The organism is Nocardioides sp. Soil796, from assembly GCF_001429525.1.
Lineage (GTDB): Bacteria > Actinomycetota > Actinomycetes > Propionibacteriales > Nocardioidaceae > Nocardioides.
On record NZ_LMSQ01000018.1, the window covers coordinates 388145 to 405245 of the forward strand.

17 protein-coding genes are annotated in these 17101 nt (G+C 68.7%); 6 read left to right on the forward strand and 11 right to left on the reverse strand.

The annotated features are described in order from the left end of the window. Nucleotides 1–136 precede the first annotated feature (136 nt). Entirely contained in the window at nucleotides 137–874 is a 738-nt protein-coding gene (locus tag ASH02_RS13295) for a tetratricopeptide repeat protein (RefSeq protein WP_156393637.1), read from the forward strand. Nucleotides 875–948: 74 nt separating this feature from the next. On the opposite strand, the gene ASH02_RS13300 is transcribed toward ASH02_RS13295, so the two are convergent. The 10 genes from ASH02_RS13300 to ASH02_RS13345 all read right to left on the reverse strand — a co-directional run bounded on the left by ASH02_RS13300 (nucleotide 949) and on the right by ASH02_RS13345 (nucleotide 10974). Then, entirely contained in the window at nucleotides 949–2349 is a 1401-nt protein-coding gene (locus ASH02_RS13300; RefSeq protein ID WP_057294887.1) for a hypothetical protein, read from the reverse strand. A 5-nt stretch (nucleotides 2350–2354) separates the two neighbouring features. Then, entirely contained in the window at nucleotides 2355–3074 is a 720-nt protein-coding gene (gene trmB / locus ASH02_RS13305; RefSeq protein ID WP_057294888.1) for a tRNA (guanosine(46)-N7)-methyltransferase TrmB, read from the reverse strand. A gap of 185 nt (nucleotides 3075–3259) precedes the next feature. Continuing rightward, nucleotides 3260–3832, reverse strand: coding sequence for a mismatch-specific DNA-glycosylase (locus ASH02_RS13310; protein ID WP_057294889.1), 573 nt, complete (start codon nucleotides 3830–3832; stop codon nucleotides 3260–3262). 219 nt (nucleotides 3833–4051) lie between these two features. Next, the gene (gene tuf / locus ASH02_RS13315; protein ID WP_056681799.1) at nucleotides 4052–5245 is read right to left on the reverse strand and encodes an elongation factor Tu; all 1194 of its coding nucleotides are present in this window, start codon (nucleotides 5243–5245) and stop codon (nucleotides 4052–4054) included. A gap of 75 nt (nucleotides 5246–5320) precedes the next feature. Continuing rightward, nucleotides 5321–7432, reverse strand: coding sequence for an elongation factor G (gene fusA / locus ASH02_RS13320; protein ID WP_056681802.1), 2112 nt, complete (start codon nucleotides 7430–7432; stop codon nucleotides 5321–5323). A 56-nt stretch (nucleotides 7433–7488) separates the two neighbouring features. Beyond that, on the reverse strand, nucleotides 7489–7959 hold the full coding sequence (gene rpsG / locus ASH02_RS13325) for a 30S ribosomal protein S7 (protein ID WP_056681804.1): 471 nt from the start codon (nucleotides 7957–7959) through the stop codon (nucleotides 7489–7491). After that, nucleotides 7959–8333: a 30S ribosomal protein S12 gene (gene rpsL / locus ASH02_RS13330; RefSeq protein ID WP_056681807.1), complete on the reverse strand. Its 375-nt coding sequence runs from the start codon at nucleotides 8331–8333 to the stop codon at nucleotides 7959–7961. The genes rpsG and rpsL overlap by 1 nt, the downstream gene beginning before the upstream one ends. A 158-nt stretch (nucleotides 8334–8491) precedes the next feature. After that, a complete protein-coding gene (locus ASH02_RS13335; RefSeq protein WP_056681809.1) occupies nucleotides 8492–9793 on the reverse strand; it encodes an MFS transporter in 1302 nt (433 codons plus the stop codon). 51 nt (nucleotides 9794–9844) lie between these two features. After that, nucleotides 9845–10294, reverse strand: coding sequence for a MarR family winged helix-turn-helix transcriptional regulator (locus ASH02_RS13340; protein ID WP_056681812.1), 450 nt, complete (start codon nucleotides 10292–10294; stop codon nucleotides 9845–9847). A gap of 50 nt (nucleotides 10295–10344) precedes the next feature. After that, nucleotides 10345–10974, reverse strand: coding sequence for a hypothetical protein (locus ASH02_RS13345; RefSeq protein WP_056681814.1), 630 nt, complete (start codon nucleotides 10972–10974; stop codon nucleotides 10345–10347). Nucleotides 10975–11169: 195 nt separating this feature from the next. Between ASH02_RS13345 and ASH02_RS13350 the strand changes: the two genes are divergently transcribed. The 4 genes from ASH02_RS13350 to ASH02_RS13365 are packed head-to-tail and all read left to right on the forward strand — an operon-like array spanning nucleotide 11170 to nucleotide 15059. Then, nucleotides 11170–11934: a hypothetical protein gene (locus ASH02_RS13350; protein ID WP_056681817.1), complete on the forward strand. Its 765-nt coding sequence runs from the start codon at nucleotides 11170–11172 to the stop codon at nucleotides 11932–11934. 23 nt (nucleotides 11935–11957) lie between these two features. Continuing rightward, nucleotides 11958–12653, forward strand: a complete 696-nt coding sequence (locus ASH02_RS13355) for a class F sortase (protein ID WP_056681819.1) — start codon at nucleotides 11958–11960, stop codon at nucleotides 12651–12653. A 22-nt stretch (nucleotides 12654–12675) separates the two neighbouring features. Next, nucleotides 12676–13389, forward strand: coding sequence for a YcnI family copper-binding membrane protein (locus ASH02_RS13360; RefSeq protein ID WP_056681822.1), 714 nt, complete (start codon nucleotides 12676–12678; stop codon nucleotides 13387–13389). Next, nucleotides 13389–15059: a copper resistance protein CopC gene (locus ASH02_RS13365; protein ID WP_056681825.1), complete on the forward strand. Its 1671-nt coding sequence runs from the start codon at nucleotides 13389–13391 to the stop codon at nucleotides 15057–15059. The genes ASH02_RS13360 and ASH02_RS13365 overlap by 1 nt, the downstream gene beginning before the upstream one ends. 36 nt (nucleotides 15060–15095) lie before the next feature. Here the strand turns inward: ASH02_RS13365 and ASH02_RS13370 are convergent, their stop codons facing one another. Then, nucleotides 15096–16586: an NCS2 family permease gene (locus ASH02_RS13370; protein WP_056681828.1), complete on the reverse strand. Its 1491-nt coding sequence runs from the start codon at nucleotides 16584–16586 to the stop codon at nucleotides 15096–15098. 95 nt (nucleotides 16587–16681) lie between these two features. Here ASH02_RS13370 and ASH02_RS13375 point away from each other — a divergent pair, with 95 nt between their 5' ends. After that, a complete protein-coding gene (locus ASH02_RS13375; protein WP_056684921.1) occupies nucleotides 16682–16951 on the forward strand; it encodes a DUF2530 domain-containing protein in 270 nt (89 codons plus the stop codon). The last annotated feature ends 150 nt before the right edge of the window (nucleotides 16952–17101 follow it).

The following is a 17101-nucleotide window of genomic DNA, read 5'->3' on the forward strand; positions in this document are numbered from 1 at the left end:
GGAGCAACCGGACTATCTTGGCAGAGATCACCCCGACTTACCAAATCGGTTGGGGCGGGGATCCTGCGACACTCCGGTTCGGGGCACAATCGCCCCGTTGATGCCTCCGAAAGGTACCCCGTTGGACACTGAATCGGTGATTCCTGAGCAGTTGTGGGACTTCGAGGACCCCTCGTCGAGCCTCGAGAGGTTCCGGGCCCTCCGTGCCGCCGCGACCGGCGACTCGCCGGCCGACTCCGTGCTGGCCACCCAGGAGGCGCGGGCGCTCGGCCTGCTCGAGCAGTACGCCGAGGCGCACGGCGTGCTCGACGGCCTGGACCCTTCCCTCTCCCCCGAGGTCGCCACCCGCATTCATCTCGAGCGTGGCCGCCTTCTCCGCAGCGCCGGCCACGACCCGGCGCACGCCGCCACGGAGTTCGAGGCAGCCGCGTCCGCGGCCGGCGTGGCAGGGCTCGAGGCACTCCACGTCGACGCCCTGCACATGCTGGCCCTGATGGTCGAGTCACCCGCCGACCAGGCCGCCGCGAACCGCCGCGCCCTCGACGTCGCACTCGCCTCGCAGGAGCAGCGGGCCCGCGACTGGGACGCCTCCCTGCTCAACAACCTGGGCTGCGCGCTCGTCGACGACGCTCAGCTCGAAGAGGCCCTGGAGACCTTCCGCCAGGCCCTGACCGCCCGGATCCGCATCGGGTCGGCGCGGGAGATCCAGATCGCCCGCTGGATGGTCGGCTGGACCCTGCGGCTCCTGGGCCGGACCGACGAGGCGCGCACGGTGCAACACGGCCTGCGACTCGAGCTCGACGCGGCCGGCATCGAGGACGAGTACGTCGACGAGGAGCTCGCCCTGCTGGGTCCGGCCGACGAGCCTTCCTGAGCCACTCCCCCGACGCTGACGTGTTCAGTGCCACCGGATGTCGGTGGTTCGACCAGCTCTCGACGGGTCTCGTGTCAGAGGTCTCCCACCTCGGCGGCGTCCTGCAACTGCTCGTCGGCAAGGATCTCGATGCGGTGCAGGGCCCAGATGCGAGCGCACAGGTCATGACTGTCCTCGCGCACCTCGGTGCGGTCCTGGTCGGCCAGCACCCCGAGCACGGCCGGGCTTCTCTCTGCTGACCTGCTCTCCGCAATCCGCCGGGCCTGATGATCCTCGAAGAGGATGCTCAACGCGGCTCGGGCACGGGGCTCCGCCGCGCCGATCGCGTGCACCGACCCGACCGCGGCGCGACCGCTGGCGACGAACTGCGCGGCCGCCATGACGTCGGCCCACGGCATCGCCAGCTCCGCCGGCATCACCACCATGTGCAGGTGAGGGTCCTCGGGAGTGATCACCCCGAACATGCCGACAGCCAGGATCGCCGCGACACCGGCCAGCACGCACGCGAGCACCGGTCCGGTGAAGGCGGTGACGAGCAGGATGCAGAAGCTGACGAGCGCGAGCAGGGCAAGCCCGGTGGCAGCGCCGCTGCGCACTCCGTGAACGCGACGCCGAGTCCGCGCCTTCTTGACGTCGACAAAAGGTCGGCGTGGATTCGGCAGTTCGAGGTCGGCCCCGGGCGCGGCGTAGTGGCGGCGTCGGAGCTGCACCAGCGACGCGAAGTCGATGTCGTCCTCCCGGCCTCTGAGCGGCGCCAGGCCGGCCGACACCACGGTCTCGGTGGCCGAGGCCGCCGAGGCCAGCTCGTCGGCGTCGAATGCTGGGAGGGTGTCGATCAGCCCGCGTCGTACGCCGGTGTCCCCGGTCTGTGAATCGAGTGCTCGGCTCACCCGCTCGGCATGGGCCCGTAGCGCGAACGCTTCGGCGCCGAGCTCGTCGGCCCGGGACTGCAGCCGGGCCCTCTCGACGTCGGAGAGCTGGTCCTCCCCTAGAGCGGTCACGGCGGCCCGCATCTCGGCCTCGTGTGCTGCGAACACGGACCAGGACAGGTCGAAGTGGTCACGGTCCGCGGAGTCGGCGGCCGCGGCGAAGTCGGTCCAGGGGCGGGCCACCCGGCGGGCCATGGCGACGTCTATGAACCGGCCTCCCATGAACGCCAGGAACTTGGCGACGCCCAGCCCCACGAGCAGCGCCAGGCCCAGCATGATCCAGCCGAGCGACGTCTGACCATGGCGCCAGTAGTTGGTGGCGAGAGACGTGGCAACAAGCATCGCGACGACGACGATCAGGCAGCCGAAGGCCGGGCGATCGTTGCCCGGCCGTTCGGGTCCGCCTTCCTGACCCGGCACCGCGTACGCAGGATTCGGCACCTGGTCGAACCTGAGCTCCTCGCCTGCTGCGGCGTACCACTCCTGGCGACTGACCCTCAGGATGCCGAGGTCGGTGCAGCTCTCGTCGGAGTGGTCGGGCGGCACGCGAGTCAGACCTTGCGGTAGAGAAGCTCGATCGGCGCACGGCCCTCGGCCAGGCCCCGTCGTTCGAAACGGGTCACCGGACGGTCGTCCCAGCGCGGGACCACGCCACCCTTGAGTGCCGGCTCTGCGTCGAGCACCTCCACCATCTGCTCCGCATAGTCGGCCCAGTCGGTGGCCAGTCGCCACACTCCCCCGCCGACCAGTCGGCTGGCCACCAGCGCGGCGAAGTCGGGGGTCACCAGGCGACGCTTGTGGTGCCGCTTCTTGTGCCATGGGTCGGGGAAGAACGTCCACAGCTCGGCGAGCTGGCCCGGCCCGACCAGGTGCTCCATCGACCAGACTGCGTCGACACTGCTCATCCGCACGTTGTCGACGCCTGCCTCGCCGAGCCGACCGATGGTCTCGGCCACCCCGGGGTGCCAGACCTCGAAGCCGACCACGTTGTACGACGACCGCGCGGCGGCCAGCGGCGCAGTAGCCTCGCCCACCCCGCAGCCGATCTCGATGATCAGCGGCTGGTCCGTCGCGAACTGCCCGGTCAGGCTGAACTCGGGCTGGTCCACGGCTTCGTCGGGGATGACGTAGCGGTCGGCGTACGCGTCCCAGGCCAACTGTTGCTTGGGTGTGAGCCGGCTGCCCCGGCGCGAATAGGTGAGCACTTCGCGCACCCGGCGACCGTCATCGGTCACCTTGTTGTGCGGTCGGGCGGGGCGGGACTGGTTCATGGCCGGACAAGTCTAAGGGCGCGCGCTCGCGAACTGCCCGTCAGGCGTCGTGGTAGGGCGGGAGCGGCGGCGGCTCCGGCCAACCACGCTTCTGAGCCGCGTAGGCATAGGCCCCGCAGCAAACTTGGTGAGCAGCACCCTGACCGGATTCACCGACACGTGTCCGGCGCCATCCGCAGGCACGCTTAGACGTCGAGCAGGCCGGCGGCACGCGCCGGTGCGGCGTACGCCTCGGCGAGGGAGGCGACGGTCTCGTGGGCGTTGAGGCCGCTCGGGTTGGGCACCACCCAGAGGTCGGCGCCGGCCAGGCCTTCGGGCTGGCGACCGGCGAGTGCCTTCGGCAGCCCGAAGGCGGTGCGGTACGCCGTGATCCCGGCGACCGCGACCACGAGTGGCCGGTGCTCGGCGACGAACCCGGCCAGCCTCGCGGAGCCGGTGCGGAGCTCCGCGCGATCGAGCTCGTCGGCCCTGGCCGTGGCCCGGCGTACGAGGTTGGTGATGCCGATCCCGCGGGCGATCATCATGGCCCGGTCGTCGTCGGTCATGCCCGCGGCCGGGTCGATCGGTCGCGGAGTGATGCCCGCGGCGTACAGGGCCGGGTAGAAGCGATTGACCGGGTGCGCGAAGTGGGTCTTCGTGGCGGCCGTCCAGAGACCGGGGTTGATCCCGACGAACAGCAGGCGGAGGCCGGCGCCGACCAGGTCGGGCACCTCGGCGTCGCGGAACGACTCGAGCTCGGCACGCGAGAAACGGGGCATGCCCCCATCCCACCAGACCGCACGAACCGTGTGCTCTTGCGTCGCGAACCGTGGATGGTTGCGCCCCGAACCGTGGGTTCTTGCGGTCTTGCACCAAGAACTCACGGCTCGGACGTCAAGAACCCACGGCTCGCGCATCAAGAACCCACGGTTGGGGATGCGAAAGGCCCTGCACCGCGAGCGGTGCAGGGCCTTTCGGGTGAAGCAGGTGAGGCTAGATCACTTGGTGATCTTGGTGACGCGACCGGCGCCAACCGTGCGGCCACCCTCGCGGATGGCGAAGCGCAGACCCTCGTCCATGGCGATGGGCTGGATCAGCTCGACGACCATCTCGGTGTTGTCACCGGGCATGACCATCTCGGTGCCCTCGGGAAGGGTCACAACGCCCGTCACGTCCGTCGTACGGAAGTAGAACTGCGGACGGTAGTTGTTGAAGAACGGCGTGTGACGGCCGCCCTCCTCCTTCGAGAGGATGTAGACCGAGGCCTCGAAGTTGGTGTGCGGGGTCGTGGTGCCCGGCTTGATGACAACCATGCCGCGCTCGATGTCCTCGCGCTTGGTGCCACGAAGCAGCAGACCGACGTTCTCACCGGCCTGGCCCTCGTCGAGCAGCTTGCGGAACATCTCGACGCCGGTGACGACCGACTTCTGAGCGGTGTCGCGGATGCCGATGATCTCGACCTCCTCGTTCACCTTCACGATGCCCCGCTCGATGCGGCCCGTGATGACGGTGCCGCGACCGGTGATCGTGAAGACGTCCTCGACAGGCATGAGGAACGGCTTGTCGGTCTCACGCTCGGGAGTCGGGATGGACTCGTCGACAGCCTTCATCAGCTCGAGGATCGACTCGCCCCACTTGGCGTCGCCCTGCAGCGCCGGGAAGGCGGCAACGCGAACGACCGGGATGTCGTCGCCCGGGAACTCGTACTCGGAGAGGAGCTCGCGCACCTCCATCTCGACGAGCTCGATGAGCTCCTCGTCGTCGACCATGTCGCACTTGTTGAGCGCCACGACCAGGGCCGGCACGCCGACCTGGCGGGCGAGCAGCACGTGCTCACGCGTCTGCGGCATCGGACCGTCGGTGGCGGCGACCACGAGGATCGCGCCGTCCATCTGGGCCGCACCGGTGATCATGTTCTTGATGTAGTCCGCGTGACCCGGGCAGTCAACGTGCGCGTAGTGGCGCGCCTCGGTCTGGTACTCGACGTGCGCGATCGAGATCGTGATGCCGCGCTGGCGCTCTTCGGGCGCCTTGTCGATCTCGTCGAATGCGGAAGCCGCGTTCAGCTCCGGGTACGCGTCGTGCAGCACCTTGGTAATCGCCGCGGTCAGCGTCGTCTTACCGTGGTCGATGTGACCGATGGTGCCGATGTTGACGTGCGGCTTGGTCCGCTCGAACTTCGCCTTAGCCACTGTGGGCTCCTCCTGGGTTGTGTGTTTCTTGACTCGTAAATGTGGGTGTTGCTGTGCCGAGGATCCGGACGAGTGTCACTCGCCGCGAACCTTCTTGATGATCTCGTCGGCGACGTTCGTGGGAACCTCGGCGTACGAGTCGAACTCCATCGAGTACGACGCCTGGCCTGAGGTCTTGGACCTCAGGTCGCCAACGTACCCGAACATCTCGGAAAGCGGCACGAGCGCGTTGACGACCATGTCGCCGTGACGCTCTTCCTGTGCCTGGATCTGACCGCGACGCGAGTTGATGTCACCGATGACGGTTCCGAGGAAGCTGTCAGGGGTGGTCACCTCGACCGCGAACATCGGCTCGAGCAGCACCGGCTTCGCCATGCGGGCGGCCTCCTTGAAGGCCTGGTTGCCGGCGAGCTTGAACGCGAGCTCGGACGAGTCGACGTCGTGGTAGGCGCCGTCCTCGAGCGTGAACTTCACGTCGACCATCGGGTAGCCGGCGAGCACGCCGAACTCCATGGCGGCCTGGCCACCCTGGTCGACCGACGGGATGTACTCGCGCGGCACGCGGCCACCCGAGACGTTGTTCACGAACTCGTAGCCGGCACCAGTGCCGGTCTCCGGGTCGATGTTGGGGCCGAGCGAGATGACGACCTTGGCGAACTGACCCGAACCACCGGTCTGCTTCTTGTGGGTGTAGCTGTGGTTCGTGACGTCCTTGCGGAGCGTCTCGCGGTAGGCCACCTGCGGCTTGCCGACGGTCGCCTCGACGCGGAACTCGCGCTTCATGCGGTCGACGAGGATCTCCAGGTGGAGCTCGCCCATGCCGGCGATGATCGTCTGGCCGGTCTCTTCGTCGGTCTTCACCGTGAAGGTCGGGTCCTCGTCGGAGAGGCGCTGGATCGCGGTGCCCAGCTTCTCCTGGTCGGACTTCGTCTTCGGCTCGATGGCGACCTCGATCACCGGGGCCGGGAACGACATGGACTCGAGGACGACCGGGTTCTGCGGGTCACACAGGGTGTGACCGGTCTTGGTGTCCTTGAGGCCCATGACGGCGACGATCTGGCCAGCACCCACCGACGCGATCTCCTCGCGCTTGTTGGCGTGCATCTGGTAGACCTTGCCGATGCGCTCCTTGCGGCCGTTGACCGGGTTGAGCACCGTCGAACCGGCCTCGAGCTTGCCGGAGTAGACGCGGACGTAGATCAGCTTGCCGAGGTGCGGGTCGGTCGCGATCTTGTAGGCAAGACCGGAGAACGGCTCGTCGTCGGAAGGCTGACGCACGATCTCCTTCTCCTCGTCGTTGGGCGCGTGCCCGACGATGCCCTCGATGTCGAGGGGCGAGGGAAGGAACTTGACGACCGCGTCGAGCAGGGGCTGGACGCCCTTGTTCTTGAAGGCGGTGCCACAGAGGACCGGGTTGAGCTTGTCGGCGAGCGTCGCGCGACGGATGGCCGCCTCGAGCTCCTCGACGGTGAACTCACCCTCCTCGAGGTACTTCTCCATGATCTCGTCGTCGGCCTCGGAGAGCGTCTCGAGCAGCTTGATGCGGTATTCCGCGGCCTGCTCGGCCAGCTCGGCGGGGATCTCCTCGACGGTGTAGTCCTCACCCATCGTGGTCTCGCCACGCCAGGTCAGGGCACGCATGCCGACCAGGTCGACGACACCGAGGAAGTCGCCCTCGGCGCCGATCGGGATCTGGAGCACCAGCGGGGTGGAGTTGAGCCGCTCGACCATCATGTCGACGCAACGGAAGAAGTCGGCACCGGTGCGGTCCAGCTTGTTCACGAAGCACATGCGGGGGACGGAGTACTTGTTGGCCTGACGCCACACCGTCATGGTCTGGGGCTCGACACCGGCAACACCGTCGAAGACCGCGACGGCACCGTCGAGGACGCGCAGCGAGCGCTCGACCTCGGCGGTGAAGTCGACGTGACCCGGGGTGTCGATGATGTTGATCTGGTGCTTCTTCCACCAGCAGGTGGTCGCAGCAGAGGTGATCGTGATGCCACGCTCCTGCTCCTGCTCCATCCAGTCCATCGTGGCCGCACCCTCGTGGACTTCACCGATCTTGTAGGTGATGCCCGTGTAGAACAGGATGCGCTCGGTGGTGGTGGTCTTACCGGCATCGATGTGCGCCATGATGCCGATGTTGCGGACCGTGTTGAGGTCCGTGGTGATGTCGACAGCCACTTAAGTGATGTCCCCTCGAAAAGAGTTGGTCGCGATGACAGGCTCGAGAGCCTGCGTCACCAGCGGTAGTGGGCGAAGGCCTTGTTGGACTCGGCCATCTTGTGAGTGTCTTCGCGCTTCTTGACAGCGGCACCGAGGCCGTTGCTGGCGTCGAGGATCTCGTTCATCAGGCGCTCGGCCATCGTCTTCTCACGACGGTCCTTCGCGTAGCCGACGAGCCAGCGCAGCGCGAGCGTGGAGCCTCGGGTGCCCTTGACCTCGACCGGAACCTGGTAGGTCGCGCCACCGACACGGCGGGACTTGACCTCGATGGCCGGCTTGACGTTGTCGAGTGCACGCTTGAGCGTGACGACGGGGTCGGTGCCGGTCTTCTCGCGGCAACCCTCGAGCGCGGTGTAGACGATGCGCTGGGCGACCTGCTTCTTGCCGTCCATCAGCACCTTGCTGACGAGCTGGGAGACGACAGGCGAGCCGTAGACCGGGTCGACGTCGATCGGGCGCTTGGGAGCGGGACCCTTGCGAGGCATTAGCTCTTCTCCTTCTTCGCGCCGTAGCGGCTACGGGCCTGCTTGCGGTTCTTGACACCCTGGGTGTCGAGCGAGCCGCGAATGATCTTGTAGCGAACACCGGGGAGGTCCTTCACACGACCGCCGCGGACGAGCACGATCGAGTGCTCCTGGAGGTTGTGGCCAACGCCCGGGATGTACGCCGTGACCTCGACGCCGCTGGACAGGCGCACACGGGCGACCTTGCGCAGGGCGGAGTTCGGCTTCTTCGGGGTGGTGGTGTAGACGCGGGTGCAGACGCCTCGGCGCTGCGGCGATCCCTTCAGGGCAGGCGTCTTGTTCTTCGACACCTTGTCCTGGCGGCCCTTGCGGACCAACTGCTGAATGGTGGGCACCTTGGTGGTTCCCCTTCGTTGTCTCTCACAGGACCCGACGACTTGTCGGGAACGAAAACTGCTCAAATGCCCGGTTGGGCATGGTGTCCGGGTGGTGCTTGGCAACCCCGTCTGGCCACCCCCGCGCTCGGGCGTGTCGGCCGTTTCAGATGCGCCGACTATTTTCGAGCACGCGCAACGGCCGGGTTGTCCCAGACACGAGGGAACACGTTACCCGGTGCCCCAGCGGGGGTCAAAACGGAACGAGAGCCCCTGTTCATGCGCCAGAACACCAGCACGGCCACGCCGACACCGGCGATGGTGAGCAGACCACCGAAGATCAGGGTCCAGCGAGCCCCGAAGGACTCCCCGATCCACCCGATCACGGGTGAGCCGAGGGGCGTACCGCCCATCACGATGGTCATGTAGAGCGCCATCACCCGACCGCGCAGCTGGGGGTCGGACTCGAGCTGCATCACCGCGTTGGCGGAGTTGAGCAGGGTGAGCGTGCAGAGGCCGATCGCGGGACTGAACAGCGCGAAGGCGACGTACGACGGCATCAGGCCGGCCACCACCTCGGCGATGCCGAACCCGAGCGCAGCCACGACCAGCAGCCGCATGCGGATCCGGACCCGGCGGGCGGCCATCAGGGCACCGGCCAGCGAACCGATCGCCATCGTCGAGCCGAGCAGGCCGAACTCACCGGCGCCCTTGCCGTAGACGTCGGTCGCCATCAGCGCGGACGTGATCTGGAAGTTCATCCCGAACGTGCCGGCGAAGAAGACCAGGATCAGGATCATCACCATCTTGGGCTTCCCCCTGACGTAGCGGACCCCCTCCCGGAGCGCCCCCGGGGCGCGTTCGACCCGTTTCGGCGTGTGGAGGAGGTCGGCGTCCATGCGCTCGAGCTGCCAGATGACGGCGGCGTAGGAGACCGCGTTGATCAGGATCACCCAGCCGGTCGCCCAGGCGCCACCGCCGAGGGCACCGATCATCAGGCCGGCCAGGCCGGGGCCGAGGATGCGGGCCATGTTGAACGTGGCCGAGTTGAGCCCCACCGCGTTGGTGAGGTCGTCGGCGTCGACCATCTCCGAGACGAACGACTGGCGGGCGGGGGCGTCGAAGGCGGAGGCGATGCCGAAGACGAAGGCGATCGTGTAGACGTGCCAGACCTCGACCACACCGAGCACGGTGATCAGGCCGAGGGCGAACGAGGCGACACCCATGGCGGCCTGGGTCACCTGCAGCAGGCGGCGCTTGTCGAAGCGGTCAGCGATCACGCCGGCGTACGGCGAGAGGAGCAGGACGGGCAGGAACTGGAGTCCGGTGGTGATGCCGAGGGCGGTGCCGCTGGCCGTGAGGACCAGGATCAACCAGTCCTGGGCCACTCGCTGCATCCAGGTGCCGACGTTCGAGACGAGGCTGCCGGCGGCATAGCGCCGGTAGTTCGGGTTGTGCAGGGAGCGGAAGGTGGGACTCACGGCCGAGCCTCAGCGTGCTGACGAGGGAAGGGGTGCGGGATCAAAGCGTGGTCAGTCCTCCTCTGCCATGCGTTGCAGGATCGGGGCGGCGGCACGCAGGACCGCGCGCTCCTCGGTGGTCAGGTCGGAGAGGCGCCGGGCCAGCCACGCGTCTCGACGTGCACGGTCGGCCAGGAGGGTCTCTCGACCCTTCTCGGTGAGTGCCACGACGACCTGGCGGCCGTCGGACTCGTGGGGGCGGCGGGTGGCGTAGCCGCCGTCGACCAGGCTGTTGACGGTGCGGGTCATCGACGGCGGCTGGACCCGCTCTCGACGGGCCAGCTGGCCGACGGTGCAGTCGCCGTGGCGCGCCAGGCAGCCGAGCACCGCCATCGTCGGGATGCTCAGCTCGTTGTCGGGAGCACGCTCGGACGTGAGACGTCGACGCAGGCGCATGACCGAGAGCCGCAACTCCGAGGCCAGCCCCGCATTGGTGCGGACGGCTTTCTCAACAGTTGGCATGTGTTTAGCATAGGTCATTACCCATGCTAAGCAAATTCAAGGGACGCGACTCAGGTGTGCTTCTCCCAGCACGCCAGCACGCTGGTGGCCACGGCGTAGGCCAGGTCCGCCTGCGTCATGTCGCCGTCCGGGCCGAGCCCGTCGGGCAGTGCCGTGGCGTCGACCTCGAGCGTCTTGTCGTCCTTGATGAACACGGCGACGCCGTCGCCGGTCTCGTAGGCGGGCAGGCCGAGGCTGGTCATGCCGACGATGTCCTGGGCGTCGTCGAGCGTCGTCCGCAGTGTCTCGTAGTGGTCGCGCCCGGACTGCGCGTCGGTGGCGTCGTGGACCGAGAGGACCAACGGACCCTCGGGGAGGCTGTAGGTGCAGGTGTACATCGGCTCGGACCACGACGCCTGGCGCGTCGGGGCCTTCCCGAGACCGGAGATGCGCTGCACGTCGTCGGCGACGTCACCGTCACACACCATGCGGGCCGCGGGAGACGGCTCGGCGCCCGCTGGTTCGGCGCCGCCCGACTGCATCTCGTCGTCGGACATCACCGAGCCGTCGGGCATCGTGTGGGAGCCCGTCGAGCTCTTGTCCGGCGCGGGCTTCGACTCGTTGTCGGCCGCCGTCGAGCCGCAGCCGGTCAGCAGCACCGAGGCCGCAGCGACCGCAGCCCATCGTGTCGTGCGGTTCATTCCAGACTCCCGTCGTCGTGCCGGATCGCGAACGGTTCACCAGTGGTTCGTCCCGGAGGCACACCCGGATTGGTGTGGCTCCGTCCCGGAACTTGGCAGATCCCACCAATCCGATGGCACGAGTGGTCCGAATCACTCGCAACTGTGCTCGCCCGCACGATTCAGAAAGGGCGAGCCATGGAGGAGGAGTCTTCAATGAAGAAGCCGATCCGATTGCTCATTCCCCTTGCGGCAGCAGCCGTGACCATTGCGATGTCACCCACTGCCGCGTTCGCTGACGGCGCCGACGGCACCTACCAGACGAGCCTCGACCCGCTGAACGGATCCTCTGGGTCCGGCATGGCCATGATCACCGTGCAGGGCGACCAGGCCACGGTCGAGCTCAGCTGGAGCGGGCTGCCCAAGACGTTCATGAACGCCGACTACCCGCACGTCCAGCACATCCACATCGGAGCCCAGGGCACCTGCCCGTCGGGCCTCGCCCTCGACAAGAACGGCGACGGCATCGTCGACACGGTCGAAGGCACTCCGGCGTACGGCGACATCGGCACCACGCTGTCGGTCAAGGGCGACACCAGCCCCAAGGCCGGCACCAACATCAAGATCGCACCCGGAGGCGACAGCCTCGAGTACAACCGCACCATCACGCTCAGCCAGGACACCGTCGACCAGCTGAGCTCGGGCACCGGCGTGATCGTGGTCCACGGGCTCGACCCGGCCACGCTGAGCAAGAAGGCCGCCAACGCCAAGAGCAAGCTGGTGCCGTCGCTGCCGCTGGCCGCAACCGCCCCTGCGCTCTGCGGCGCCCTGGACAAGACGCCCAGCGGTGGCGTGGACACCGGTAGCGGCTCGACCGCCGGCGTGGAGAACCTGGGCATGTTCGCCCTGGGTGGCGGCCTGCTCTCGGTCGCAGCCGTCGGCATGATGGCCCGCCGTCGCCGCGTCGAGCAGGACGCCTGACCGGAAGGTCGAAGGTTCCTGACATGTCGGTCACTGGCGGTCGCCGCGGCGGGCTCCTGCTCGCCGCGGTGGCCGCCGTCGGCATCCTGGTCCTGGTCCTCGCCCTGAAGGGCCAGGACCCCGACCCGCCGCCGGCACCTGACGACACCGGTTCCCTCGACGCGACCCGCGACCCCGGGAGCGCCTCACCCGACGGCTCCCCCGGTTCCTCGACGCCGGGCAAGGCGGCCGAGGAGAAGGACCCGCCGCTCGGGCCCTCGACCCCGATCACCCTCACGGTCCCGAAGATCGGGGTCGACTCCGAGGTCATCACCGTCGGCACCGCGGACGACGGGACCCTGGAGGTTCCGCAGCCCGGCCCCGACCTCGACAAGGCGGCGTGGTTCGACAAGTCGCCGACACCGGGGCAACCGGGACCTTCGATCATCGAGGGACACGTGTCCACGGAGGAGGGCGCGTCCGTCTTCCTCGACCTCGGCCGACTGCGTCCCGGGGACAAGGTCACCGTCGACCGGGAGGACGGCACACGCGCGACCTTCACGGTCTACGCCCTGCGCACCTTCGACAAGGACCGCTTCCCGACGAAGCTCGTCTACGGCGGGGACCTGAGCACTCCGACGCTGCGGCTGATCACCTGCAGCAACTTCGACCCCAACGTCGGACACCACACCGGAAACCTCGTCGTGTTCTCGAAGCTCACCGCCGTCCACGACGGGTGACCCCCACCTGAGGAGATGCCCCATGAAGGCAGCTCGACTGCTCGCCCTGCCCTGCGTCACCGCCCTGGTCGTGCTGGGTACGCCGACCGCCGCCGACGCCCACGTCACGATCACCGCCTCTGAGACCGGCGCCGGGGCCTCGACCGTGCTCACCGCGAGTGTGGGCCACGGCTGCGAGGGGTCCGCGACCACCCGGATGACCTTCCGGATCCCGGAGCAGATCCTCTCGGTGACCCCCACCCGCAACCCGTTGTGGAAGGTGCGCACGCAGATCGTCCCGCTCGACGAGCCGGCCACCGACGCCCACGGCAACACGGTCACCGAACGGGTGGGCACGGTCACCTACACGGCAAGGACTCCCCTGCCCGACGGCGTACGCGACACCTTCGAGCTGTCGTTGACCCTTCCCGACGCCGAGGGCGAGACCCTCGCCTTCCCGGTGATCCAGACCTGCGAGAAGGGCGAGACCGCCTGGACCGAAGTGGCCGCCGAGGGCCAGGACCCGGAGCAGCTCGAGTCGCCCGCGCCGACGGTCACGATCAGCGGTTCCGAGAAGGCGGGCGCCGAGGGCACCGGGCACGCTGAGAGTGCCGCGCACGAGGAGGGCACTGCGAGCGACGCCTCCGGGGGCTCCCCCGAGGCAGCATCCCGCTCGATGGAGATGGCCGCCTTCGGGGTCGGCATCCTGGGACTGTTGGTGGGAGGGGCGGCGCTGGTCCTCGTACGCCGACGCTGATGGCGCGGCGTCTGGCGCGGATCGCGCTGGCCGTCGTCGCCGGGCTCCTGGTCGTGCTCGGATCGGCGGGACCGGCCTCGGCACACGCCACCCTCGTCGGCTCCGACCCGGCCGAGGGCGAGGTGCTGGTCTCGGCACCCGACCGGGTCACGCTCACCTTCGACGAGGGCGTCACCCTTCCGTCCGACGCGGTCTCACTCTTCGACGCCGACGGTCGGTCACTCGACTCCGACAGCGCCGCCCGGGACCGTCAGGTGACCGTCGATCTCCCCGACGAGTTGGGCGACGGCACCTACGTCGTCACGTGGCGCATCGTCTCCGACGACGGTCACCCGGTGGCGGGGTCGCTCACGTTCTCCGTCGGCAAGCCCAGCGAGCACGTGGCCGCGCCGGGTCAGGTCAGGGACCCGTCGACCGCGGTCTCGGGCACGCTCGGTGTCGCGCAGGGCGCGTTGTACGTCGCGTTGCTCCTGGCCGCGGGACTCATCGCCTTCGCCTGCCTGCTGCTGCCTCCGGGGGCGAACGTGGGCCGGGTGCGCGGGCGGCTCACGGTGGTCACCCGGGTGTGTGCCGCGGTCGCCGGGCTCGCCGCACTCGCGGTGGTGCCGTTGACCGCCGTGCACCAGCAGCTCCTCGGTCTCGGCGACCTCGCATCGGCTGGTGCGTGGGACCTCGCACTGGTGGGCGACGACCTGACGATCGCCCTCCTGGTGGCGTCGGGCCTGGGCGTCGCGGTCGTCGTACTCACCGCGGCGGGGCGTGCCCGGGGCTGGACCCGACGCCTGCGCGCGGTCGCCCTCGCCGGAGCGACCGTCGCGGTCGTCGCTCCCGCCCTGGTCGGGCACGCCCGCACCACTGGTCCACAACCGCTCGTGCTGGCCACCGACATGCTGCACCTGGTGACCGGAGCGGTCTGGCTCGGCGGACTCGTCGGGCTCGCCCTCACCCTGGGAGCCCTGCGCCGACACGGCGATCTCGCGGCCCGCACGCTCGCCCGGTTCTCGACCGTGGCGGCCGGCACCCTGGCCCTGCTGGTGGTCGCGGGATCGTTCATGGCCTGGCGCATCGTCGGCTCCTGGGACGCGCTGTTCGGCACCCGCTACGGCACGGTCCTGATGGTCAAGGTCGGCATCGCGGTGCTCGTCATGGCGGTGGCCGCCGCCAACCGCTGGGTGCTGCTCCCCCGCGCGCTGGCCACCCCCGACGACGGCACTCCGCGCCATGCCTTCGACCTGGTCCGCCGCTCGGTCACGGTCGAGACGTCGCTGCTGGTCGTCGTGCTCGGGCTGACCGGGTTCCTGGTCTCCCAGTCACCCGAACCTCGACCCGCGGAGCCGGCACCGGCTGCTGCTGCGGAGTTCGTCTCGGCCGACATCGGTGACCTGACCGTGCTGGTGCTGCTGACGCCGCCGTCCCCGGGCCGCACCACGCTGCACGTGCACCTCGAGGACTCGGCCGGACGGCCCGTGTCGCCGTACGCCGCACCCGTGGTGTCGATGCGCTCGGACGACGTCGACCTCGGCGCCGTACCCCTGGAACGCTCGGGCACTGGTGTCTACACGGCCCCCGTCGTGCTCCCGGAGCCCGGCGACTGGCAGGTCCAGGTCAGCCTGCGGGTCGACGAGTTCGACAACCCCGTCGCCACCCTCACCGTCCCCGTGCCCCGTTGACCCGTCGCCAGTTCCGATCGACCCGTCGCCAGTTCGTCAGTTGATCCACGAGCTGATCGGGCTGTAGGCGAAGTAGACGACGAACAGGACGGCCACGATCCACATCAACGGGTGGACGTCGCGCAGCTTGCCCATCACGACCTTGAGCAGCACGAACGCGAGGAACCCGGCGCCGATGCCGACGCTGATCGAGTAGGTGAACGGCATCAGCACGATGGTCAGGAACGCCGGGATCGCGATCTCGGGATCGCGCCACTCGATGTCGCCAACCTGCTGCATCATCATGAAGCCGACCAGCACCAGGGCCGGCACAGCGGCTTCCGAGGGAATCGCTCCGACCAGGGGCGTGAGGAACATCGCCAGCAGGAACAGCACGCCGGTGACGATCGAGGCCAGTCCGGTGCGGGCGCCCTCGCCCACGCCCGACGCCGACTCGATGTAGGACGTGTTCGACGAGACGCCGCCCGCGCCACCGGCGATCGCGGCCACGGAGTCGACGATCAGGATCCGCTGGGTGTTGGGCGGGATGCCCTGCTCGTCGTTCAGGCCCGCCTCGGCGCCGATCGCGGTCATCGTGCCCATGGTGTCGAAGAAGTCGGCGAGCAGCAGGGTGAAGACCAGGAGTACGGCGGCCAGGATGCCGCCCTCGACAGAGTCGAAGGCGCCGAACAGGTTGAACTCGCCGAGGGTGGCGAAGTCGGGCTTGTCGAACACGGAGCCGTCGAGCGACGGGACACTCAGCGCCCACCCGTTGGGGTTGCTGCCATCGGACTGCACGGCGCCCAGGTCACCGATCGCCTCGACGATCACGGCGAGCACGGTGCTGGCGAGGATCCCGATCAGGATCGCGCCGCGGACCTTGCGCACCCACAACCCGACCATCAGCGCCAGCCCGACGACGAAGACCAGGACCGGCCAGCCGAGCAGGTGGCTGTCGACGCCCAGCTGGACTGGCACGGTGGTGGTGAACGCGTCGGGGATGCGCGTCACGAAGCGCGCGTCGACCAGGCCGACGAGCGTGATGAAGAGCCCGATGCCGACCGAGATGGCCACCTTCAGCTGCCGTGGCACGGCGTGGAAGACCGCCGTACGGAACCCGGTCAGCACGAGCACCAGGATCACGATGCCCTCGAGCACGACGAGCCCCATCGCGTCGGACCACGTCGACTGCCGGGCGATCGTGTTCGCCACGAACACGTTGAGGCCAAGGCCGGTGGCCAGCGCCAACGGGAAGTTCGCCACCGATCCCATCAGGATGGTCAGCAGACCGGCGATCAGCGCCGTCCCCGCGGCGATCGCCGGGATGCCCGAGCCGGGATCGGTGCCTCCGCCGAGGAAGTTGCCCTCGGAGTCGGGCACGTAGCCGAGGATCAGCGGGTTGAGCACGACGATGTAGGCCATCGTCAGGAACGTGACGAGACCACCGCGGAGCTCCTGTCCGATGGTGGAGCCGCGTGCGGAGATCTTGAAGAACGAGTCGATGCCGGAGGTCGCCCGAGGCTGCGCAGGTGAGTTCACGATCCGCATCGTGGCAGATCCGGGGACCTGTTGGCACTCCTCCCCGTTACGGCGACGTCACGGGGTGGACTAGGTTTCGTCCTGTGGAGCACGAGGACCAGCCGATGACGCACGAGATCGGCAACCGCACCTACATCGTCGCGGACGTCGATCCGCTCGACGTCGACGGCGTGCGCACCCTCGAGGTCGGCACCGGGCTCTGGCTGCTCGGTTTCCTGGCCCTGCTGCCGTTCTACGGGCGTCTCTCCGACGACGGCCACCTGTGGTGGCTGTGGACCTGCATGGCCGGATTCGGGCTCGGCCTCTTCGGGCTGGAGTTCTGCCGGCGCCGGCGCAAGGCCCGCGAGGAGCGCACCGCCGAGGGCCCCGCCTGACCTGCGGTTCGCAGACTCAGGGCACGAAAAAGGAGAGGCCCTCGCCTCTCCACTCCCAAGGTATAGCGCAGGTGGGGGCTTGCCGCAAGGCCCCGTTCATGCCGCAGAATCTCCGGGCCATGGCCTCCTGCAGCGATCGGAACTGATGCC